Genomic DNA, 22,101 nt, shown 5'->3' with positions numbered 1-22,101 from the left:
TATGACCCACTACTATCTCATTGGCATTTGCGGCACAGCCATGGCCTCGCTGGCCGGGATGCTCAAGGCGCGTGGCCACGAAGTCACCGGTTCGGATGCCCACGTCTATCCGCCGATGTCGGATGAACTCGCCCGCCTGGGCATTCCGGTCAACCTGGGCTATGACCCGGCGCATCTGGCGCACCGCCGGCCGGATGTCGTCGTCATCGGCAATGCCATTCCACGCGGCAACCCGGAGGTGGAGTACGTACTGGAACAGCGTTGGCGCTATGCTTCGCTGCCGGAAGTGCTCAGGCAGGAATTTCTCTGGGGGCGACGCGTTCTGGTCGTCACCGGCACTCACGGCAAAACGACGACCACGGCGCTGGCCGCCCATGTGCTTACGGTTGGCGGGCTGGAGCCGACGTTTCTCGTCGGGGGGGTGGCCGAAAATTTCGGCTCCAGCTTTCGCGTGACGGAAAGCGACTATGTCGTGCTCGAAGGCGATGAATACGACACGGCCTATTTCGACAAGGGGCCGAAGTTCATGCACTACCTGCCGGAAATCGGCATCGTCAACAACGTCGAATTCGATCACGCGGACATCTACCCCAACCTGGATGCCGTCAAGCTGGCCTTCCGGCGCTTCGTCAATCTCATTCCGCGCAACGGTGCATGCATCGTCGGCTTTGACTCGCCGCACGCGCGCGACGTGGCGGCGCAGGCGTGGGCCCCGGTGGAAGGGTTTGCACTCGATGCACCCGATGCGCTCTGGCGCGCCCACGACCTGGAATACACGGCGAACGGTATGCGTTTCCGTGTCAGTCGGGCCGGTATGCCGTGGGCAACGTTCGAGTTGCCGACCTTTGGCGCGTTCAACGTCCGCAACGCGCTGGCCGTCATTGCTGCCGCTACCCGCTGGGGCGTTTCCCCGGAACGCATCGCCACGGGACTGGCTACGTTTCGTGCGGTCAAACGGCGGATGGAAGTCCGGGGGGAAGTCGGCGGCATCACCGTCATTGACGACTTCGCGCACCATCCGACGGCTGTTCGGGAAACCCTGGAAGCCTTGGCGCGGCGCTTTCCGGGGCGTCCCCTGACGGCCGTGTTTGAGCCGCGCTCGTGGTCATCGCGCAAGCGGGTGTTTCAGGCGGCCTATGCCGAGGCGTTTGACGCTGCCCGGCAGGTTGTTATCGCGCCGGTGTTTGAAAGCGCCAAAGTGGCAGAAGACGACCGCTTTTCACCCGAACAGCTCGGCGCCGACCTGACCGCGCGCGGAAAGACGGCGGTTGTACGCGCTGGCGCAGAGGCCATTGTGGAGTACCTGCTGGGGCATCTCCAGCCACGGGAAGTCGTCGCCATTCTGTCCAATGGCGGTTTTGACGGCCTGCACGACAAGCTGCTGCAAGCCTTGAACCGGAAGACCAGCCAGGGGTGAGGATGGGTCAAAAGCCTTTGGCTGCGCGCGTTGTGCCGCCAAGTGCCCCTGGGCTACAGCAGCCGCTCCTGCAGGCGGCGCAGAACGGTCAGCGCCAGGTCAGGTGTCAGGCTGTTCAGGTCGAGCGCGCGGAGTTCTTCGATGACGCTTTCGTTGACGGCTTCAAACAGCGTCGGCTGCGCGCGCTGGGCCCTGCCCCGGCGGGCCGGCAGATGCCGCGCCAGCTTGGGTTTGCCGAGAACATCGAGTTCGTTGGCTTCCAGATTCGCCAGAATTTCGCGGGCGCGCGCGATGACCGAAGCCGGAAGCCCGGCCAGCCGTCCGACTTCTATGCCGTAGGACTTGCTGGCGCTGCCCGGTATGACGCGGTGCAGAAACACGATGTCGCCATTCTGTTCCGAAACCGCCAACTGGACGTTGCACACGCCCGGCAGCACCTGCGCGAGTTCAACCAGCTCGTGGTAGTGCGTCGCAAACAGCGTTTTTGCTGCGTGGTGTGGATCGTCGTGCAGGTACTCGCACACCGCCCACGCGAGGGAAAGCCCGTCAAAGGTCGAAGTGCCGCGCCCGACTTCATCGAGCAGAACGAGGCTGCGCGGCGTGGCCGTGTTGAGAATGCAGGCCGTTTCCGTCATCTCGACCATGAAGGTCGAACGGCCGCGCGCCACGTTGTCTGAAGCGCCGATGCGCGTGAAAATCCGGTCCACCAGCGGAATGGAGGCGCGGCGGGCCGGCACAAACGCGCCAGCGTGCGCCATCAGGACAATGAGACCGGTCTGGCGCAGAAACACGCTTTTGCCGCCCATGTTCGGCCCGGTGATGATGAGCAGCCGGTCGGTCGAATTGTTCATGCGGACATCATTGGGCACGAACCGCTCGACGTTGGCTTCGACCACCGGATGCCGGCCGTCTTCGATGACGAGTTCATCGCCGGCGTGCAGTTCCGGGCGTACGTAGCGCCGTCGCGCGGCCACTTCCGCCAGCGCCGCCAGCACGTCGAGCACGGCCACGATGCGGGCTGCCGTCTGCAAACGCGGGGCGTGGGCGACGAGAAAGGCGCGCAGTTCCTGAAAAAGCTGGGTTTCCAGCGCCAGCAGCCGCACTTCGGCGTCGCGCAGCCGCGCTTCGAGCTGCTTGAGTTCGGGCGTCGTGTAGCGTTCGCCGTTGGCAATCGTCTGCTTGCGTTCGTAGTCCGCCGGAACGTACTTGAGGTTGGCTTTGGTGACTTCGATGTAGTAGCCAAAGACCTGATTGAAGCGCACTTTGAGCGAACCAATGCCGGTCCGTTCACGCTCCCGTTGTTCGATGGCGGCCATGGCCCCGCTGGCGTCATGGCGCAGATGACGCAACTCATCCAGTTCGGCGCTGAAGCCGGGACGGATGACGCCGCCTTCGTCAAGTTTGACCGGAGGCGCATCGGACAGGGTTTCGGCCATGCGCTGGTGCAGGTCGGCGCACGGGTCGAGGCTTTCACCGAGCGTCAGCAGCAGGGACGACGTACAGGCCAGGAGCCGTTCCCTGAGCGCCGGCAGATGTGCGCAGCTTGTGCGCAGCGCGGCTACGTCGCGGGGCGTGGCCAGGTTGAGGGAAAGCCGTCCGACGAGACGTTCGATGTCCTGAATGTCGCGGAGCAACTGCCGGAAGCCATCCCGTTCGATGGGTTTCCGGTGCAGTTCGTCCACGGCATCGAGGCGGGCTTCGATGATGGGCAGCTCAAGCGACGGACGCAGAAGCCACTGCCTGAGCAGGCGCGCGCCCATGTTGGTGATGGTGTCGTCGAGGACGCCCAGCAGGGCATCCCGTTTGCTGCCGCTGGCTCCTGTGATGACTTCCAGATTTTTGAGCGTCAGCAGGTCGAGTTCGAGCGTGGTTGTCGTCTCGAACCACGTCACGCCGGTCACATGACGCGCGTCACTCATCTGCGTTTCACGGAGGTAACGCAGGACAGCCGCAGCGGCGCCAATCGCCAGCGGCCGGCCTTCGAGGCCGAAGCCGGCCAGCGAGCGGACGCCGAAGTGTTCGCGCAGCAGGGCTTCACCGGCATCCGGGGCAAATGAAAGCTGTTCGGTCAGGGTGAGCGCGGCCGTGAAGCGCGGTGGCCCGGAGGGCTTCCCCTCCGCCGGTGCATCCGGCGAAGGCGGCTGCGGGAAGGCTGCACTGAGCAGTGGGGCGAGTGTTTGCGGGGCGAGGACTTCGCGTGGGTCAAAGCGTTCGAGCAGGTTGAGTGCGGCTTCGAGGTGTGCTTCGCCCCGCAGTTCGGTCACGGAAAACTCGCCGGTGGTGACGTCAAGCAGGGCAACAGCGGTGGCTTCCGCGTTGCTGGAGAGTGCGGCGAGAAAGCGGTTTTCGGCTCCGGTCAGCAGGGTTTCTTCGAGGGAGGTGCCGGGCGTCACCACGCGCACGACGGCGCGTTCGACGAGCTTGGTCTTGCCGGTGGCCTCTTCGGTCTGTTCGCAGATGGCGACGCGGTAGCCGCGCTCGACGAGCCGGGCAATGTAGCCGGCGGCGGCATGGTAGGGAACGCCGCACATGGGGACGGGCTGGGCGGTGTCCTTGTGGCGGGCGGTGAGGGTGAGATCGAGTTCGCGTGACGCGATGTGGGCGTCCTCGAAGAACATCTCGTAAAAGTCGCCGAGCCGGAAAAAGAGCAGGGTGCCGGGGTACTTGGCCTTGATGGCAAAGTACTGGCGCATCATCGGGGTCGCTGCCGTGGACACCGAGTTCCGTTCCTCCTTACCGGGTGCGGTTGCGGCCCCGGCCGTGACCGGCCAGCCTCACGGCAGGATTTCAACCTCCAGTTGCTGGCGGCCGCTCACGTCGCACTCGCCGGGTGGTAGTTCCTGCTTGAGCAGGGTCAGGGTCGGCAGGGCTTTTCCTTCGGTTCTGATGCGCGCACTGCTGATGGTCGCCAGATAGGAAGCCGGCAGCGCCGGCATGGCCTCCTCGCCGATGACTGCACCCGGCTCAGTACGGTAGAGCCGAACGTAGAGCCGGTCAGGGCGGTGCAGGCGATTGAGCGCCGCCGCAAGCTGCCCCAGGTTCTCAGCCGTACCGGTCACAACCGGATCGAGGGCATCCATGACGCGGCCATCACCGACGAGCAGTGTCACCATACCGGGACGCGCATCGTCCGGAATGGTGACGGGCACCTTCTCGACCAAAGTCTGCCCCTGGGCATTGTGGGCCACAAGCGTCAGGTGGAGGGTTTCACCCCGCCGGACGCGCAGGCGGTCGGCCCACAGTCCGTCCAGGGTGGCGTTGAGCCGGGCATCCCGTGCTGTCACAGTGACGTGGATGGCGCGTACCTTCCCCTTGGCCAGCCCGCTGTTGAGCAATGTCGCCAGCGGTTGCGCCACGCTGACGCCAACGCCTGTCGCCGGGCTGAAGTTGGAAGCAATCGAACGGGCGAACCGGACCGGCGGTGCGCCGTCCAGCTCGATCCGCCCTTCGGCGCGAAGTGTCGCCTCGCCGATGCTGCGTTCCGTGGCCGTCAGACTGGCCGCGACGCCGATGTTGGCCAGAATCGGCGACAGGAAGCCGTCTTCGACAATCTCAAAATGGTAGCGCCGGGCAGCACCAAGCGCGCTTTTGACCTCAACCGTCACCGGAATCATCGGGGCCGTGATGCCCAGCCGCCCACGGATGGCTGCCGAGCGATCCTGCGTCATGGCTCCGACCGGGGCTTTGGGCACGGTCAGCTTGAAGGAGTTGCCGACGTTCGGGATGACCGTCACCACTTCGCCTTCTGACATCGGAAACATCACGCCGCCAATCCCGCCGGGGCTGAAGAAGGGATGACCGAACGCCAGAATGTCATCGCCATCGCGCCACGTCACCGTGCCGGAGGCGCTCAGACCGAAGTCGCCGCGCATGAGGTCCACGGAGACCGTCCGCCCCGGCGCAAGGGTTTCCGGGGTGATGACGCCCAATCCGGCTGGTTGCGCCGGAGCGCCGCCACCGTTGACAACCCGGAAACCCAGCCCTTCAAAGGTGGCCGCAAAGGGGGTCAGGACATCCACAGCAAAGCCGGACGCCGCCAGTGGCGTGGCAATCGGTAGGAAGGCTCCGCCTTCGCGCCAGGCATCACGCAGCGCCGGAATGTGCGCCACGGCTGTCGCGTCAACCGGGATAGGCGAAAGCGCCCCGGTCCGCCGGGCGAGCGGCGCCGGGTCGCTTTCAGCAAAGACTTCAATCATGTGGGCAATCGGCATGATGAGCGCAATTGGCTCCTTGGCAAAGGCAAAGGCCGCCGAGATCGCGCCGACGAGCTTGCCTTCGATGAAAACCGGGCTGCCGCTCATCCCGGCAAAGACCAGCGTGCGCTCGACGTTGGAGCCGGTCAGCCGCGCCACGATGAAGGACTGTTTCGGATTCGGTGTGCCGGGCAAAATTCCCAGGATTTCCACGCCGAAGTCTTCCACGCGGTCGCCCTGAAATACCGTGCGGCCCACGCCGACCAGTCCGGGCCGGATGGCGTGCAGCGGAAAGAAACGGGGATCGTCAGCCGTCATCCGCAGCGCCGCACGGGCGCTGTCGCGGGTAGGGCCATGTCCGCGTTCATGGGCCACGACCACGCCGCTGATGAGAACGAGACCGACCAGACCACAAAGTCCACGCCACATGAGTCGCCCGAGCATGCCAACCTCCCACACACCGTGTTGACCGGCGGTTTACCGGCGCGTTGCCGCGCCGCTGGCCGGTGCAAAGGTCATTTCCTTGAACAGGTAATCCGCCCCTGCCATTTTCTCGGTCAGGAACAGTACGTAGCGGATGTCCACGCTGATGGTGCGCTGGCTGTCGTAATCATACAGGAAGTCGTTGCCCAACCCTTCAAAATTGCCGTCGAAGACGACGCCGATGATTTCGCCGCGCCCGTTCAGGATGGGACTTCCCGAGTTGCCCCCAATGATGTCATTCGTGGAGAGAAAATTCACGGGCACATCGCCGAAACGTGGCTCAAAGTACCGGCCGTGATCCTTGCGCCGGTACAGGTCAATGACCGCCTGGGGCGCGGCAAACGGTTCAACGCCACGGTCCTTTTCGACAACCCCAAACAGGGTCGTGTAGTAGCGATAAGTGGCCCCATCCTTGGGTGTGTAGCCCTTGACTTCGCCGTAGGTGAACCGCAGCGTACGGTTGGCGTCCGGGTAGAAGGACTGGTTGCCGCGACTGGCTGCCAGTGCTGCAATGTAGCGCGCCCGCAGCGGGGTAACTTCAGTATTGAAGCGTTCCGTACGCTTGCGTGCGGCATCGTTTTCGGGGGCCAGCGCCAGCAGGAAGTTGATTCCGGGGTCGTCCAGCGCCCGGAGCTGGGCCGCCGACAGCTCAAACAGCACCTGTAGCCGCCCCGGCGTGCTGTAGTAGGGCGACTCGATGATGTGCCGGGCGAGTTCCCGCTGTGCTGCCGCGCGCGCTTCTCCGGTTTTGCCTTCAAACTGCCTGTCAAGAAAAGCCACACGGTAGCCTGCCGGCTGCTTATCGGCCAGTTCAAAGAGCGCCACCAGCCGTTGCTGTTCAAGACTCGCGTTCCGGTCACGAAACAGGTTCGGAATGGCAGCCTTGGCCCGGCTCACCTGAGCTTCAAGCTGTGGATTGCGTTCACTGGCTGGCTTTTCAGCGTCCAGCGCGCGCGCCACCGCCAGACTGGCCACGCCAGCCACCTGGCTGACGAAACCGGGAATCCGCGGCAGCAGGAAATCTGTGGGCACGAACGGCCGCTGCTCCTCGTTGAGTTTGGTCAGTTTGGGAATGACATCGCCGTACTTGCTCTGGTTTTCCGGTGTGCCAGCGATGAACTGCGCCAACGCAGCTTCTTCCTTGCGGCGGCGTTCGAGAAACTGGACGCGGCGGAGCGTACGCTGGGCGCCCTGGTACGCCTTGAGCGAGTTGCTCAGCCCGAAAATCTGCGAAGCCAGCGCCAGCGCCGTCTTGCGGTCAGTCTTGGCGGCCTCTTCGAGCGCGGCAATCTGGCCGGTAAAAAAGTCAATGAGCAGCGGAATCTGAACCCGCTCGCTGGTTTCAACGGCTGCGGCTTCGCGGTAGCGGTTCGTGCGCCCCGGATAGCCCATAACCATGGTGAAGTCGCCCTCCTTGTAACCGGCCAGCGAAATCGTCAGGTACTTCTTCGGGCGGTAGGGCACGTTGTCTTTGGCATAGGCCGCCGGGCGGTTGTCCTTGTTGGCATAGACGCGGAAAAAGGTGAAATCCCCGCAGTGGCGCGGCCACTCGAAGTTGTCCGGGTCGCCGCCGTAGTAGCCGATGTCCTTGGGTGGGGCATAGACCATCCGCACGTCGGGAAACACGTCATAGACGTAGAGGTAAAACTGCAACCCGCTGTTCATTTCGACGACCTGGGCCTGCCGGTTCGGCTGAGTCTGGGCGTCAATGATCTTTTTGCGGTTTTCGGCAATTTTTTCCTCCCGTTCCTCGGCGGTCATCTCCGGTGTGACGCCGGCAAGGACTTCCGCCGTGACATCCTTCATAATGTCGAGCACCTGAACGGTGTAGCCCGGCGTCGGCAGTTCTTCACTCCGGTTTTTGGCGACGAAGCCATGGGCGACATAATCCTTTTCCGGGGTGCTCAGGCTGGCGATGCCGTCGAAGGCAACGTGGTGGTTGGTCAGCAGAAGCCCTTCGGGAGAGATGAACTCCCCCGTGCCGCCGTCAATGATGACGATGGCATCCTTGAGGCTGGGGCCGTTCGGGTTATAAATGTCTTCAGGTTTGAGGGTGAAACCCTTGGCCCGCATTTTGGCAAGAGGCAGGGTGTTGACCGTATCCGGCAGCCACATGCCTTCTTCGGCCTGGGTGAGGGTAAAGAAGCAGCCGGAAGACAGCACCAGGGCCAGCCCCCCGGCAATCAGTCGCTTGTACATAGGAAACAAACGCGCTCCATTTCAGGATGTTGTGTGTCGTGCATTCGCAGACGATAACCGGAAATGACACCGGCCGAAAGCAAGAGTCCGTAGGCAGCCTGTCAGGGAGGCCGGGCCGGTGATGCCGCTTCCGATTGACGCCTTTCTGCCCGGCATCGTTGAGACCCTGCACGCAGCCGGTCGGCTGGTCATTCAGGCCGCTCCCGGCGCTGGAAAGACGACCCGTGTCCCGGCGGCGCTGCTGGAAGCCGGGCTGTCCGCATCAGGCGACATCGTGGTGGTTGTCCCGCGTCGCCTGGCGGCGCGCCTGGCAGCCCGTTTCGTGGCCCAGTCGTACGGGGAAGCGGTCGGGCAGACGGTCGGCTACACGGTTCGCTTCGATGACCGCACCGGCCCGGCAACGCGCCTGCGCTTCGTGACGGATGGCATTCTCACGCGCCGTCTGCTCCACGACCCAACCCTGCGCGGCACGGGCATCGTCATCGTGGATGAATTCCACGAACGGCATCTCTCCACTGACCTGGCGTTGGCGCACCTGCACCGGCTGCGGCAGGGTGTGCGTCCTGATCTCAAGGTGGTGGTCATGTCGGCGACACTCGATGCCGAACGGGTGTCCGCCTTCCTTGCCGACGCGCCGGTGGTGACGGTGCCGGGGCAGACCTTTCCGGTGACGGTGGACTACCTGCCGCCGCCGGGTGCGGTGCCCCTGTCCCGGCAGGTGGCAGCGGCTCTTGAGCGGTGCCTCCGGGAGGGACCCGACGGGGATGTACTCGTCTTCCTGCCGGGCATGGCCGAGATTCGCGCCTGTCTGCGCGAGTGCGCCCCGCTGGCCGCGCGCCACAATCTGGCGCTGCATGCTCTGCACGCCAGCCTGCCGGCGGCGGAGCAGGATGCTGCCGTACGGCCCGGGCCGCGCCGCAAGGTCATTCTGGCGACCAACGTTGCCGAGTCGGCCATCACGATTGAACAGGTGGCGGTTGTCATTGACAGCGGTCTGGTGCGCCGCGTGGAGTACGCAAGCTGGACGGGCCTGCCCCAGACGACGATTGGGCGCGTCTCCCAGGCGTCCGCCATCCAGCGCGCCGGCCGCGCCGGCCGGACCCGTCCCGGACGCTGCCTGCGGCTCTACACCGAGGCGGATTTCAACCTGCGCCCGCCTTTTGAGACACCGGAGATTCACCGTACCGATCTGGCGGAGGCCGTCCTGGAACTGCGGGCCGCTGGCATCTGCGACATATCAACCTTTCCGTGGTTTGAGCCGCCAACGGCCGAGGCGCTGGCCGCGGCCGAAGCGGCCCTGCATCGCCTGGGGGCGCTTGACGCCGAAGGGTTGACGGCCGTTGGCCGCGCTATGCTCGAACTGCCGGTCGCACCGCGTCTGGCGCGGCTGGTCGTCGAAGGCCACCGGCAGGGCATGGTACGGGAAGCCTGCCGGGTGGCGGCACTATTGGGTGAGCGCGATGTCCGTCGGGCGGCAACCGTCCCGCCCGGCTACGGACAATCGGATGTTCTGGCGCTGCTCGATACGTTCGAGACCGCCAACGAGGCCGCCACGGTAGCACGGGTGCGGCAGGTCGAGCAGCAACTGCTGCGGTGTGTGCGCCGTCTGTCGCCGGAATGGCTGGCGGCGTCGGCGGGTGAGGTTGCCGGGGAAGTTGAATCCCGGCTTGGGCGCTGCCTGCTCGTGGCGTTTCCCGACCGGGTGGGCCGGATACGGCGGCGGCCCGACGGAGAACGGGAGGTGCTTCTGCCCGGCGGCGGACGGGCCCGGCTGGCGGCGTCGAGCGTAGTGACTGAACCGGGGCTGGCGTTGGCACTCGATGCCGAAACGCAGATGGATGGAACGACGCTCGTGCGGCTGGCAAGCCAAATCTCACCGGACTGGCTGCTGGAGTTGTTTTTCGATGCCATCGAGGAAACGGACACGCACGAGCTGAACGCCGAAGGGCGTGTCGTCCGCTTCCGGCGGCTGCTCTATCAGGGCATTGTCTTTGAGGAACGGACGCTTCCGACAGTTGAGCCGGCCGTTGCGTCCCGGCTGCTTGTTGACCGTCTGCGCGCGAGCGGAGGAAGTGTCTGGCCGGCCGAGCCGGCGCTTGACCGTCTGCAGGCGCGACTGGCCTTTGCGGCGGCCCATGTCCCGGAAGCCGGTCTCAAACCCTTTACCGACGATGATGTGTGGGCGGCTGTGGAGGAACTGTGTCCCGGTTGCGTAACCCTGGAGGAAGTCCGGCAGGCGCTTCAGCAGCAGCGTCTGTCTGCCTTGCTGCTGGCACGGCTGACACCGGTGCAGCGGGCGCAGCTCGATGACATTGCACCGGAAAACCTGCTGCTGGGCCGCCGCCGTGTGTCCATCGGGTATCCGGTGGATGGGCCGCCATTCATCGCTGCGCCCATCCAGGATTTCTTCGGCATCCGGGAAACACCGCGCCTGGCCCACGGGCGCGTTCCTGTCACCCTGCACCTGCTGGCACCCAATCGGCGGCCGGTTCAGGTCACAACTGATCTGGCCGGCTTCTGGAAACGGGCCTACCGTGAACTGCGCCCGCAACTTGCCCGGCGCTATCCAAAGCACGCCTTCCCGGAAGTTGGTGGCGAGTAGCGAATAGCGAATAGCGAATAGCGAGTAGCGAGTGGCGAGTGGAAGGGGCGACCGGCCGGTCGCCCATACTGGCGAGTGGCGAGTAGGGGCGGTTCGCGAACCGCCCGTACCAAGGCCCAGTACATGCCAAAGACGCGCCCCGGTTGGAGCGCGTCGCGGAATTTGCCAGAAAGCCGTCGCAGGATGACGGTGCTGCCCGGTCGGCAGCCCGGTGCCGCAGTGAGTAAACAACTAGGCCACAGCAGGCGTCGGTTCACCGGCCGGTTCGGCTTTGCGACGGGTCGGTGCCTTGATTTCCTTGTCGAGCTTGCGCGACATCTTTTCAACCTGATTGAGAATGCGCTTGATGTCCGAGCCGTTGGCGAGGTCAAGCGACGCCACGACGTTGAGGACTTCCTCCCGCAGGGCTTCCTTGTCCAGTGCCGCCTTCTTCGACCGCGAGGTGGTCAGCTCCGTGAGTTGGCGCACCAACCCGTCAAAAAACTTCTGAAGGTGCTCCGTCACCTGCCTGATCTGGGCGACAGGCATTTCACTGAGTTTGCTGACCTGCCGCTCGATGTCCTGCGGCGTGGGCAGGTTCAGGTTGGGCATAGGCAATGTCGGAACGGTGAGTTCGACTTCATTGCCACGGGCCACGGCATCGTCAAAAAACTTCTTCACGGTGTCACGCACAACCAGCGTCGTGCCAATCCCGAACTTGACGCCTTTGACCGCCGCCTCGGAAAGGATTGCAAAGGGCGGACGGGAGGTTGATTGTTCAGCCAACCGCTGGGCAGCCCGGGAACGGGGCTTGGAAGTCGTGGTTGTCGTCTTGCGGGTTGTTTTCCGGGTGGTCTTGGTCGTTGCCATACGAGTGCGCTCCTTTATTGCGAGGGTATGTATTCAGAAAAATGAAGTCCGTGTGGTGGGTTGTACGGGGGGCAGTTGACAGTGAGGGATTACGACCGGACGGCGCGTGTGCGCTTCCGGGTGGTCATCCCGTGGCCGTTGGTGACACGTTGGGCAGACTCAGCAGCTCCTGCGCCGTCCACGCCGGCACCATCCAGCGGCGCAGCCTGGGTAAGCTTTCCAAGCTGCTTTTCGAGTTCAGTCACCCGCCGCTGAAGCCGTCCGAATTCCCTTGCCGAAGGCACGCCGTGCGCCGCAAGCTGCTCAGTAACACATTGTGAAACAAAGGTTTCGATGACGGCCCGCAGCGCTGGCGCCAGTTGCTCGGCGCTTTCATCGGCACTCGCTGTGCCTTTCAGGCTGTGGCGGAAAGCATCCCGGAGCATTGTCCCCAGCCGTTCAAACTGCCGGTCAATCTGTTGCACCGTGTCCAGCCCGGCTGAGACCGTCCGCCGCATGTAGCCAAAAAATAAATCACTCGGCTGCCGGATAAACGACACCAGCGCGTTGCGGGAAATCGGCTCCGTTGGCTGGCGCACCGTCGCCGCCGCAATCTTGGAAAGCGTGGCTTCCGTAATGTCTTCGCCGCTTTCCTTGTCAATGACCTGCACTTCTTCTCCCGCCTGGATGAGGTCGGCCAGTTCCTCCAGTTTCACGTAGCGTCGGGCGACGACATCGTACAGTTTGCGATTGGCATAACGTTTGATCGTGCGTGCCATAAGCGTTGCCTCCATCCTGTGGCATCGGAAGTTACGTCGTAGACCGACGCTGCTGGCAGGATAACGCACTGCGTCAAAAAGTCAAGCGGAAAGTGACGCGATGCGGCAGAATTTTGCCGGTCCCGGAGTGCAAATACAACAAAACAAAAGGGAAACGACTTATCTTTCGGGCGGGCTGGAATGGCGCGCGGTGCGAATTTCGACTCGTTCACCGGCCCGCCGGCACTGCCGGGCATGCCGGAAGGCGGCGGTCAGGTCGTCGCCATCGGCGTCGAGCGCCGTCGTCCGGGGCGTGGGAACGGGAAGTGTCGGCAGCACCCGGATGAGCTGGTCGAGCGAAAGCTGAAAGCCCACGGCCGGCTCATCCACGCCAAACAGACGGGTCAGGGCGTCGTACCGTCCGCCGCTCCCGACGGCCAGCCCGCTGCCGGGAACGTAAATGTGAAACGTCATCCCGGTGTAGTACCCCAGGCGGCCGACGGCGCCGGCATCGAAGGTCAGGCGGTCGGCAATGCCAAGGGCGGACGCAACATCAAAAACGTGTTCGAGGTCGTCCAGCGCCGCCAGAATGTGGTCATTGCGGGTCTGCGCACGCAGGTGGTGCAGGGCTGCGCTCTGCCCATGGACGCTCAGCAGGTCGCGCCAGAGGGCAGGAGCGGACTGCTCGCGCAGCCACGTCTCCAGAGCGGCGTACTGCCGCCGGTCAATAAGCTGGCGCAGGGTTTCGCGCTGTCCGGCAGAGAGTTCCAGTTCTTCGGCGACACCGGCGAGGATTCCGGCATGGCCCAGCAACACCTGCACTTCCTCCAGTCCAAGCCGTTCGAGGGCTTCCAGCGCCACGAGCAGGACTTCGACATCGGCTTCGAGGCGGTCATTGCCGAAAAGTTCCGCGCCAAGTTGCCAGGTGGCGCTGGCGACACGGCGGGCGGCGTGGGTGTTGCGGAAAACTTCGCCGCCGTAGCACAGCCGGATGGGCCGCGGCCAGTCCCGGCAGCGCGTGGCGACGGTGCGTGCCACCAGCGAGGTCAAATCCGGGCGCAGCGCCAGCAACTCGCCTTCGACATCCGTAAAGCAGTAGGTGGCCTCCGCCGGATGGCTGCCCGTGCTCTGGGCAAAGAGGGCATAGGCGTCATAGACCGGCAGCAGGATTTCCTCGTAGGACCAGCCGTGAAAGGTCTCGAACACAATGCGCTCGATGGTCCGGCGGCGGCGGACTTCCGGCCCGAGGACATAGGTGACGCCAGCCGGGAGTTTGAACCAGGTATCCGTTATCGTCGTCATGATTGCGGCCCGTGCTTTCTCAGATTTCGAGCAGGTGGCAACATCTTCCCACGCGCAAAAGACCGTGCTTGTAGTCCATTCCGGCGGTCAAGGCCAAACGGCTGCTTCAGAAGCTGCGGCCGGGCGTCGCTGCCGGGGAGGGAAGAGCCGCCCGTGGCGGTCGTGATTTCTGCCTGACAAGGAAGGGGTGTCACCTATGTCAGAAGCAAGTGTTCCTTTGGGCGGAGGGGGGGCGGCCGGGCATCCGTATGGGGGTTGGTGTCCGAACTGTGGGGCGCCGCTGGCGGTTGGGCAGAAATACTGCATCCGGTGTGGATTGCGCTACGACGCCGCCGCCTTTGAGCGGTTGGCAGCGCTCGAGGCCGAACGCCGGGCCATTCTGAGGTCGCTGCTGCCTGCGGAAGCTGGTGCCGCGAAAGCGGGTTCCACACCGGGCAGACCTGTGCCGCCAGTGCCGACGGAGACCGTGTTTGCCGAAACGGAGCCGGGGGGCGGGTTGCCATCCGATGCCGATACCGGCTCCGTGGCGTGGTTGCTGCCGGTTCTGGTGTATGGCGGCGGGATGCTGATGGTCATCGGCACGCTGGTGTACCTGCGAGGCATCATCCTTGAATATCCGGCGGTGCAGTTTGGTCTCATCACGGCGGCCATGGCGGGGTTTTTCGGGTTGGCGGTGCGCGGTTTGCATCACGATCCCGACAATCTCCTGGCCCGGGGCTGGCTCTGGCTGGCGATGTTGCTGCTTCCGCTCGATTTCTGGTTGGGGGTTCGGCACGGCTGGCTGCCGTCCGGCATCGGGTGGGCTTATGCGCTGGCGTGTGCCGTGGCGTACTGGTCGCTGGCCACATGGCTTGCTGACCGGGCCGTGCCCCACCTGGCGGTGGGTGTCGGGTTGGTGGCCGTCCGGTGGTTTGGGGTGGATGTCCTGCCGTCGGGAGAAGTGGCGGCCTGCGGACTGCTGTCGGTCGTTGCGATGGGGCTGGCCGTCTGGTCGGTCCGTTTTCCGGCCCACATTGCGGCTGTGGCGGGTTGGTGGTGGGGTGCGGCCACTGTGGGATTGTGCGCGCTGACGACGCCTTTCCTTGGTGAATTCTGGCTGGGCGGCCTCACCGGCCTTTCATGTCTGGTGATGGGGGCGGTGACGGCCAGCCAGGGCGCGGCCTGGGCATGGGTGGGCGGTGGTCTCGGCGTCCTGACGCTGGCCTATGGTCAATGGCTCGCGCTGCACAACCTGCCATCGGGCTGGCTGGCAACGGGTTGGGCCGGCTGGCTGTGGGTGCTCACCCTGGGGCAGATCGCAGCGGATCGCCGGGCGGAAACGGACCACGAAGAGCAGGCCCGACGTTTCTCTGTGCCGTGCAGGTGGGCGGGGCATCTTCTGGCGGGCGTCCTTGGTTTGTGGGCGCTGCTTGGCGTCGTCATCGGCTTTGACATCTGGCTTTTTGCAACGTCGGCTGGAATCACGCTCGGCCGCGGGCTGGCGACGGCTCATGAGTGTGTCGGGTACGGCCTGGCGTGGGCGCTCGTGGCCGGGTGGGGGGCGTGGCAGATGCGGAAAACGCTGTTGTGGTTTCCGCTCTGCCTGGCGGTCGTGTCCATTCTGGCCATCTCCAGCGCCCTGACGATGGGCGCACGGGAGATACAGGTCGTTTCTGGGCCGATGGCCCTGCTGGTGCTGCCGGTTGTGCTGTGTGCCACGCGCTTCGGGATTGAGTGGCTGGGCGCGTGGCTGGGGCGGGAGTACAGCACCGAGGTGGACACGAGCTTTGGTCTCGACTTCGGGCTGCCGCATCATCCGGCCATCGTGCCGTCGCGGTGGGTGGTGGATTTCTGCGCGGTTGTTCACCTGCTGGGGCTGGTGGTGCTGGCCGCGGAGGCATGGCATCCGGTTCACACGGTCGGGATTGCCATCCTGGCCCTTTATGGCGGCCTGGGATGGTTTCTGAGCAGTACGCCGGGTCTTCAGCGTGGGTATGCCCTGGCGCTGTGGGGTGTGGCCTACGTGGGGCTGGTGGTGACGGGGTGCGGCGCCGGGCGGGTGGGATGGCGCGACATTCTGCCTTGGGTGGCACTGGTTGCCGGGGGCAGTGTCGTGGTGGTGTCCGCTCCGGTGGTGGATGAAAGCCACCTTCGCGCTGCATTACGGCAGGTCTCGCTGGTTGTGCTGGGGTGGGGTGTGCTGGCTGCTTTGGTGGGCATCGTGACTGCGACGGGGCCGGAAGCCGGGCACTTCCTGGCGTTGGCGTCGGCGGCTGGCGCTGGTTGGGTAGCCGCCGTCAGACAGCAGGTTCCGCTGCTGGGGCTGTTGGCAACGGTGTGTGGCGGGCTGGCGGTCGTCCAGGCTGCGCGGCTTGGTGGGTGTCCGATAGAAGGACTGCCTATGGTTGGCGTTGTGTATGGCTACAGCGCGGCGTGGTTGGGGTGGCGAAGTCTGCGGCGCGCCAAGGAGGAAGCCGCCAAGGAGGAAGCCGAACTGCCGTTGTGGAGATCGCTGAACGCCGGCGGACAGCTCTGCCTGTGGATTGGAGCCGTGGGCGCGCTGGGCGTTCTGGAAGGTAATTCTCCGGTACTTGTCGGCTGTAGTCTCGTCTGCGCCGCCAGCGCGTTGGCCGTGGCCAGTTTCGTTGCCAGGGATGCCACGCATGACCTGTACGCCGTAGGCGCGCTGGTGTGGGGCGCTGTGACTTACGTATGGGCGCTCAGCTACCTGGCGTTACCGCCGTTTGAGCGGGTTGCCGCCCTGACTGTGCCCTATGGCGTGGTGGTGGCGGGCGTCGGCTGGCTCAAGTGGCGGTGGCAGCGCGGTCATCCGGTGCTGGCGCGCCTGCTCATCTGGCTGGGGAGCTTCGTCTTCTGCTTTCCGGTCGTCGTGCAGTCCATGCTGCTCCGTCTGGGTGGCAAGGGGGCTCTGGGCCAGGACATGCTGGCGGATACAACGGCGTTGATTGCACTGGTGCTTGGGGCAGCCACGCGCTGGAGGGCTCCGGCTTTTGCCGGCGGGTCGGCGTTGGGGCTGCACCTGTCGGTGGTGTTGGCGGTCAGTGTGTCGTGGAGTGATGTACCCTACGGCGTCTATCTGGCTTTGCTGGGGCTGGCACTGTTTATGACTGGTATTTGGTTGTGGCGGCGGTATCAGACCGACTAGCCCGCCGGCAAAACGGCTCCGGGGGGTTGCTACCGGGTGTCGATCAGATGGTGCATCGTGAATTGACACCACGGAAAAAACTCTGTTAGCTTAGCCCTACCTTCGTTATAGTCCATAACGCTTCCAAAACCTGTTTTTCCTGCCTGGAAAGCCCTATGCCGCTTGTTGGCGATCTCACCGACCTCGCACTGGTGGACATCATCCAAATCAACTGCGTTGGCCGCAACACGGCGCGGCTGACGGTGCACTACCCGATTGGCGATGGCGTGTTCTACTTTGCCGATGGTGAGGTGGTAGATGCGCGTCTCGGTAATCTGGTAGGGGTGGAAGCGGTGTACAAGGCTCTGGAATATGACCAGGGGGCTTTTCGGATAGACACCGGTATTCCAGCGCCGACCCGCACGATTTTTGAGCCTTGGGCCAACATCATCATGGAAGGGCTGCGGCTGCTGGACGAAGCCCGTGCGGGACGCGGCGAAGAGGCTGGTGGTGCGACACCCACACCGACTGCGGTGACGCCGACCCGGACGCCGACGACCACGAGTGGGGCTGCCCGGGTGGTCAACATTTACCAGGTCCTGGTCAATGATTTGACGAAAGTCAAAGGAATTGACATGGCGTTGGCGGTATCGCGGGATGGTACGGTGCAAGCTGCCAGTAAAGTCAAATCAGCCGAAAGGCTGGGGATGATGGTGGCGCTGCTCATTCACTTGGGACGGCTCATCAGCGTACCGAGCCGGGTGGGGGCCTTGTCCCGGATGACCATCAGCGTTGGTCCCAAGAAGGTGATGGTCTTTGACCTTGAAAACTACCTGGCGCTTATCGAGTTCAGTGCGGCGGTTCGGTTTGAAACCATGAGTCCACACATTGACCGTATCTTCCGCAAGATGCAGGCGCGCATCAACGGTGCAACCGACGGGGTTTCGACGGGTTTGTTGGGTGGTACGGGTGCGCTGACCCCACCCGGGCCTTATGCAGGGCCGCTGACAATGTAGGGCGGTCAGCTTGGCGCTGCGCCACCGGTTGATGTTGACGCTTGGCCATGATTGTTCCACGCGGAAAGCCAGTCCATGAAAATCTGAGCACGTCGTACGTCAACGTTGCCGCCCTGTTGGCTGATCTCCAGGTCAACGAATTCACGGGCTATGTGTCAGTGGAGTTCTGGGGCTACAGCGGCTATGTGTTTTTGTCGCGCGGGCAGATTGTCAACGCCTATGAAGTGACCGAAACAGCCACCCTGCGCGAGCGGCAAGCTCTGGAGAGTCTGCTGTCACGCGCCCAGGCACGCAATGGCAAGGTTGGCTTTTTCCAACACCCGGAAGAAGTCATCCAGGCCATTACCGGCATCATTGAGGGGGAGCCGGTTCACCGCGATTTGTCTTCAGACTTTACCAATCTCGAAAAACTCGTCGAGAAGCTTATCAAGTCCGGCGCTGTTTGGTATGTCGAGGTCCTGTTTGAACAGGAACAGGGGGGCGGGATCATTTATGTTTTCGATGAGCGGGCCGAGGCGGTTGTTTCCATCGCGCCGACGGCGGGCGGTGAATACACCACAGCGCTGGGAAAAGAGGGTTTGGCGCTGATTTACGACCGGATTGCGCACGGAGCCACCTTCAACGTCTATCGTGGGACGAGCGCCCCGGCGGCGATGACCACCATCAAACCACCGGTTGCGCCGCCACGTCCTGAAATGCCGCCATTGAGTCCACCGCCAGGCGGCCGGAGCAGTTCGGCAGCACCTGTGTCTGAGCTGGTACCTCCTACCTTACGTGCCCCGGAGGTGCTGTCTCTGCCAAGCGCGTCCCCGGTGGTGGATACGGTGCTTGTTGAGGATGAAGACAGTGATTCACCACTCGAACTCGAAGATGAAAGTATTCGCCCGCTGACCCGCGAGCAGTATGCTGAACTGGTCGGCTTGATGGGCGAGGTGGTGCACGCCGTTGAATCCGGTGTTACGGAGGCTTTGCGCCGGGCGGATTTCGTGCCGTCATTCCGTGAAGCCCTCATCAACATCGCTCCCCACTATCCCTTTCTTGACCCTTTTGCCGCCGAGTTTGAGTATGCCGATGGCGTGGCCACCTTTCGCGGCAAGGCACGTCCGGCAGACTTTGTGGTGGGGCTGTCCCAAGCGCTCCGGCTTACCATCGCCGAGTTGGACCGACGCTCGCCAGAGACCCATCTGCGCCGACACATTGAAGCGGCGTTGCGGGCGTTGCATCAGCGCCGGCGCGCAGAGTTCGAGCGGTATGGTCTCGAAATTGCCACGAGTGAAATTTTGGCGCCCTCGGCCGGATAGGTGGCGATGCCGGTTCCAGCAGGTAGGACGCTTCTTGGTAAGGAGTGCGCATGTCGAAAGCTCATGAAGTGTTTCTCCAGGAACTGATGCGCATGCCGGGCATCAAAAGCGCCCTGCTGGTCAACAATCGCGGGGAGGTGCTGTTGAGCGCCGGGCAGTTTGCCCTCAACTCCCAGGCGACCGTGCAGATGGGGGTCTTGCTGGCACAACTCTCGGCGGTGGCTGAGATTGAGTACAACAAGGTCGAAGAAATCTCGATGGTCTTTGCCGACGGGCGCATCACGACTTTCACGAATCTTGACTTGATGATCGAGACCACCTATGGTACGCAGGAAGTGTTCCTCATCCTCGTCAGTGCGCCGACGGCCAACTTGCCAACCATGCGCATGACCGTCAAGGTAGCGGCCGACAAGCTCAAGAAAGACCGGGCTGTGGCTGGGCTGCGGGTCAGTGTCAGTGTGTTGCGTCGCAATCTTTTGACGCGCGACCGACTCGATGCGACGAGTTGGGAGTTGCTCGAGGCCATGAATCGCGCCTGACGGTGACGGCAAGGTACGGTGACGGCGAGGTGATGTGGCAGCGGGGGTGTGTGACGGCTTCTACGGGGAGTTGGTCAGAGCGCCCAATGAATATTTTTCTTGGCCCTGGGGACGCACACCATGTCAAATGCATTCAGCGGGAATCTGGCGCAGCTCAAACTCATGGATGTCCTACGGCTGCTTCATGCGAGCAACCGGACGGGGGTGCTGGAACTCGTTCACGACGATGGACGGCAGGGGGAGATTTACTTCGACAACGGTCAGATTGTCCACGCCGTTTATGAGGACGCCATCGGGGAAGACGCTGTCTACGGTCTGTTTTCCTGGGGCAGCGGCAAGTTCAGCTTCACCGCCACCGACACGCCAACCGACGAACGGACGACCTATCTTCAGACCGAGGAAATCCTGCTGGAATGTGTCACCTACGCGACCGAGTGGGAAAGCGTCCGTCGGGTCGTGCCTTCAGCACGTGCCGTATTTCGGCTCTCTTCACGCTCAATGAAGGAGTTTTCCCTGCGCGCGGAAGACTGGTCAGTGATTCAAAACCTGGATGGCGTCCAGACGGTCGGTGAGATCGGGGATATTACGCAACTCAACGAACTGATGACGTCGAAGGTGATCGTCCGCCTGTACGATTTGGGGCTTGTCGAGTATGTCGGAGAGCGGCAGGAAGAGGATGTGCAGGTGGATGTGGTGTCAGACGACATCATCCATCAGACCGAGCGCGAGCTGACCCGCGCCATTGGGCCCATGGCTCCGATTGTGCTTGAAGACTGCGCCGAAGCCCTTGGGTTCAAACTGCGGCAGATGCCCAAAGACATGATGCCGTCCCTGGCCGAGCGCCTGGCCGAAGAAATCCCGGACAATGAACGGCGGGTCAAGTTTCAGGAGGCCATGCTTGAGATTATGCAGCATCTTTATGCCTGATGGCGGCGCAGGAGGGGCGTTGTGCGCAAGCCTTGCTGTGTCGGGGTGGTCTCGTATCGTAGGTGCTCCCGCCCCGGCAGGTGGGGGCAGGGGGCGCTGCGCCTTCTGGCCGTGTCTGTAGCGGACACGGCACGCTTCATTTTTGACCATGAAACTCAACATTCGGAATAAACTTGCCATTTTTGCGGCGCTCCTTATTTTTGCGCCGCTGGCGCTGTCGGCGCTGGCTTTCGTGGTCATCGTCAGTGGGACGATTGACGGGAATGCCCGCCGGGACATCGAAAAAGATGCCCGCCTTGCCGACCGCATCCTGCGCTCCCGACAGCAAACCCTGCGTGAAGTAGCTCAGGCAACGGCGCAAGCTGTTGCGGCTGAAAACCTCATTGACTCAGCCGCCGCCCCAACCGGGGCTTTGAGTGCTTCCGGGAACCCGGCCCAGGTGGCTCAGCAGAGCCAGGCGAGTGGGCAGAAAAAGCTCAATCAGTTGTTGCAGCAGCGGGTTGAATCTTCCGGGGTGGATTTCCTGGCCATTCTCAACACCAAGGGGCAGGTTCTGGTACGCAGCGCCGGCAGCGGGGACAGCTCCTTTGGAGACAACCCACTGTTCATCAAAGCCAAAAATGCCGCCGAGAGCAACCAGCCAGACGCCCTGCTGCGGGCCGTAGTCGCCGGGGCAGTCAATGAAACACCCGACCTGCTCCGCGATTTTGGGTTGGGCGAACAGTTCAGCCGCAACACCGTGTCGCAGGTGGGATTGACCCTCGAAGGCATCGCACCGGTGGTGTCCGGCAATCGTGCCTTGGGTTACATCGTGGCCGGGCAGCTCATCAACAACGCGCCCCAGGATGAAAACCGTCCACTGCCGGCACTCACGCGGGAAGTCAAGCAGACGCTCTACCGGGACCTTCAGGATGTGTCGGTGACACTTGTCCTGTCGAAAGACAAGAAGGTGATTTCAGCCAGCGATCCCCGCGCCTTGGGCGTGGCGATTCAAAGTCCGCTGGCCGACGACAAACCCACGGCCGTCAACAACACCCTGTTGGGGGGTGATTACAAAACGGCCTTCGCCCCGATCAAGGAGCCAAGCGACATCACCATCATCGGCTACGTTGGCGTGGGGGTGCGTGAAAGCTATTTCAGTCAGGTGTTCAACACGACGCTGCTCATCATTGCCATTGTGACCGGCGTCTCGCTGGTGCTGGGGATTGGCATCGCCTTTTACCTGTCGCAGCTTCTCACGAAGCCGATTCTGCAACTGACCGAAGCGGCGAACCGCATCAGTCTCGGTGAACTTGATGAGCCTATCGTGGTGGCCACCGGGGATGAAATCGGCGAACTGGGCGAATCGCTCGAACGCATGCGCATCAGTCTGAAGCAGGCTATCGAGCGTCTGCGCAGTCGCCGCTAAGCCC

The 22,101-nt window shown here is 63.3% G+C and carries 14 protein-coding genes; 8 read left to right on the top strand and 6 right to left on the bottom strand.

What is annotated here, in order from left to right; all coding sequences use genetic code 11:
* The first annotated feature begins 1 nt into the window (after position 1).
* Positions 2-1,417 (top strand): UDP-N-acetylmuramate:L-alanyl-gamma-D-glutamyl-meso-diaminopimelate ligase, encoded by a 1,416-nt coding sequence (gene mpl, locus CABTHER_RS08630; protein ID WP_014100243.1) that lies wholly within the window; start codon positions 2-4, stop codon positions 1,415-1,417.
* A 53-nt stretch (positions 1,418-1,470) separates the two neighbouring features.
* Here the strand turns inward: mpl and mutS are convergent, their stop codons facing one another.
* Genes mutS through CABTHER_RS08615 form a run of 3 tightly spaced genes read right to left on the bottom strand, consistent with a single transcriptional unit; the run spans position 1,471 to position 8,292 of the window.
* Positions 1,471-4,134: a DNA mismatch repair protein MutS gene (gene mutS / locus CABTHER_RS08625; protein ID WP_049787489.1), complete on the bottom strand. Its 2,664-nt coding sequence runs from the start codon at positions 4,132-4,134 to the stop codon at positions 1,471-1,473.
* A 57-nt stretch (positions 4,135-4,191) separates the two neighbouring features.
* Positions 4,192-6,054, bottom strand: a complete 1,863-nt coding sequence (locus CABTHER_RS08620; RefSeq protein WP_041569171.1) for a hypothetical protein — start codon at positions 6,052-6,054, stop codon at positions 4,192-4,194.
* Between the two features lie 33 nt (positions 6,055-6,087).
* A complete protein-coding gene (locus tag CABTHER_RS08615) occupies positions 6,088-8,292 on the bottom strand; it encodes a S46 family peptidase (protein WP_014100240.1) in 2,205 nt (734 codons plus the stop codon).
* A gap of 121 nt (positions 8,293-8,413) precedes the next feature.
* Between CABTHER_RS08615 and hrpB the strand changes: the two genes are divergently transcribed.
* Complete coding sequence (hrpB, locus tag CABTHER_RS08610; protein ID WP_014100239.1) at positions 8,414-10,894, top strand: ATP-dependent helicase HrpB; 2,481 nt, start codon at positions 8,414-8,416, stop codon at positions 10,892-10,894.
* 231 nt (positions 10,895-11,125) lie between these two features.
* Here the strand turns inward: hrpB and CABTHER_RS08605 are convergent, their stop codons facing one another.
* The 3 genes from CABTHER_RS08605 to hisZ all read right to left on the bottom strand — a co-directional run bounded on the left by CABTHER_RS08605 (position 11,126) and on the right by hisZ (position 13,782).
* A complete protein-coding gene (locus tag CABTHER_RS08605; protein ID WP_014100238.1) occupies positions 11,126-11,743 on the bottom strand; it encodes a hypothetical protein in 618 nt (205 codons plus the stop codon).
* Positions 11,744-11,832: 89 nt separating this feature from the next.
* Positions 11,833-12,501 (bottom strand): polyhydroxyalkanoate synthesis regulator DNA-binding domain-containing protein, encoded by a 669-nt coding sequence (locus tag CABTHER_RS15840; RefSeq protein ID WP_014100237.1) that lies wholly within the window; start codon positions 12,499-12,501, stop codon positions 11,833-11,835.
* Positions 12,502-12,660: 159 nt separating this feature from the next.
* Positions 12,661-13,782 (bottom strand): ATP phosphoribosyltransferase regulatory subunit, encoded by a 1,122-nt coding sequence (hisZ, locus tag CABTHER_RS08595; protein ID WP_014100236.1) that lies wholly within the window; start codon positions 13,780-13,782, stop codon positions 12,661-12,663.
* Between the two features lie 196 nt (positions 13,783-13,978).
* Between hisZ and CABTHER_RS08590 the strand changes: the two genes are divergently transcribed.
* The 6 genes from CABTHER_RS08590 to CABTHER_RS08565 all read left to right on the top strand — a co-directional run bounded on the left by CABTHER_RS08590 (position 13,979) and on the right by CABTHER_RS08565 (position 22,097).
* Positions 13,979-16,927, top strand: coding sequence for a zinc ribbon domain-containing protein (locus CABTHER_RS08590; RefSeq protein ID WP_148263996.1), 2,949 nt, complete (start codon positions 13,979-13,981; stop codon positions 16,925-16,927).
* Between the two features lie 155 nt (positions 16,928-17,082).
* On the top strand, positions 17,083-17,922 hold the full coding sequence (locus tag CABTHER_RS08585; RefSeq protein WP_014100234.1) for a DUF4388 domain-containing protein: 840 nt from the start codon (positions 17,083-17,085) through the stop codon (positions 17,920-17,922).
* A 47-nt stretch (positions 17,923-17,969) separates the two neighbouring features.
* Complete coding sequence (locus CABTHER_RS08580; protein WP_014100233.1) at positions 17,970-19,223, top strand: hypothetical protein; 1,254 nt, start codon at positions 17,970-17,972, stop codon at positions 19,221-19,223.
* A 50-nt stretch (positions 19,224-19,273) separates the two neighbouring features.
* Positions 19,274-19,762, top strand: coding sequence for a hypothetical protein (locus tag CABTHER_RS08575; protein WP_014100232.1), 489 nt, complete (start codon positions 19,274-19,276; stop codon positions 19,760-19,762).
* Between the two features lie 120 nt (positions 19,763-19,882).
* On the top strand, positions 19,883-20,689 hold the full coding sequence (locus tag CABTHER_RS15835) for a DUF4388 domain-containing protein (RefSeq protein WP_014100231.1): 807 nt from the start codon (positions 19,883-19,885) through the stop codon (positions 20,687-20,689).
* A 148-nt stretch (positions 20,690-20,837) separates the two neighbouring features.
* Positions 20,838-22,097, top strand: coding sequence for a HAMP domain-containing protein (locus tag CABTHER_RS08565; protein WP_014100230.1), 1,260 nt, complete (start codon positions 20,838-20,840; stop codon positions 22,095-22,097).
* Positions 22,098-22,101: the final 4 nt, after the last annotated feature.

The organism is Chloracidobacterium thermophilum B (genome assembly GCF_000226295.1).
Lineage (GTDB): Bacteria > Acidobacteriota > Blastocatellia > Chloracidobacteriales > Chloracidobacteriaceae > Chloracidobacterium > Chloracidobacterium thermophilum.
Note: the sequence above shows the minus strand (reverse complement) of the source record. Positions and strands in the feature narration are given on the sequence as shown.

Bases quoted from the DNA above. Each gene is read 5' to 3' on its own strand.
- hrpB (WP_014100239.1), top strand. From the start codon at position 8,414: ATGCCGCTTCCGATTGACGCCTTTCTGCCCGGCATCGTTGAGACCCTG.
- CABTHER_RS08575 (WP_014100232.1), top strand. From the start codon at position 19,274: ATGTCGAAAGCTCATGAAGTGTTTCTCCAGGAACTGATGCGCATGCCG.
- CABTHER_RS08585 (WP_014100234.1), top strand. From the start codon at position 17,083: ATGCCGCTTGTTGGCGATCTCACCGACCTCGCACTGGTGGACATCATC.
- mpl (WP_014100243.1), top strand. From the start codon at position 2: ATGACCCACTACTATCTCATTGGCATTTGCGGCACAGCCATGGCCTCG.
- CABTHER_RS15840 (WP_014100237.1), bottom strand. From the start codon at position 12,501: ATGGCACGCACGATCAAACGTTATGCCAATCGCAAACTGTACGATGTC.
- hisZ (WP_014100236.1), bottom strand. From the start codon at position 13,782: ATGACGACGATAACGGATACCTGGTTCAAACTCCCGGCTGGCGTCACC.
- CABTHER_RS15835 (WP_014100231.1), top strand. From the start codon at position 19,883: ATGTCAAATGCATTCAGCGGGAATCTGGCGCAGCTCAAACTCATGGAT.
- CABTHER_RS08605 (WP_014100238.1), bottom strand. From the start codon at position 11,743: ATGGCAACGACCAAGACCACCCGGAAAACAACCCGCAAGACGACAACC.
- CABTHER_RS08620 (WP_041569171.1), bottom strand. From the start codon at position 6,054: ATGCTCGGGCGACTCATGTGGCGTGGACTTTGTGGTCTGGTCGGTCTC.
- CABTHER_RS08590 (WP_148263996.1), top strand. From the start codon at position 13,979: ATGTCAGAAGCAAGTGTTCCTTTGGGCGGAGGGGGGGCGGCCGGGCAT.
- CABTHER_RS08565 (WP_014100230.1), top strand. From the start codon at position 20,838: ATGAAACTCAACATTCGGAATAAACTTGCCATTTTTGCGGCGCTCCTT.
- CABTHER_RS08615 (WP_014100240.1), bottom strand. From the start codon at position 8,292: ATGTACAAGCGACTGATTGCCGGGGGGCTGGCCCTGGTGCTGTCTTCC.
- CABTHER_RS08580 (WP_014100233.1), top strand. From the start codon at position 17,970: ATGATTGTTCCACGCGGAAAGCCAGTCCATGAAAATCTGAGCACGTCG.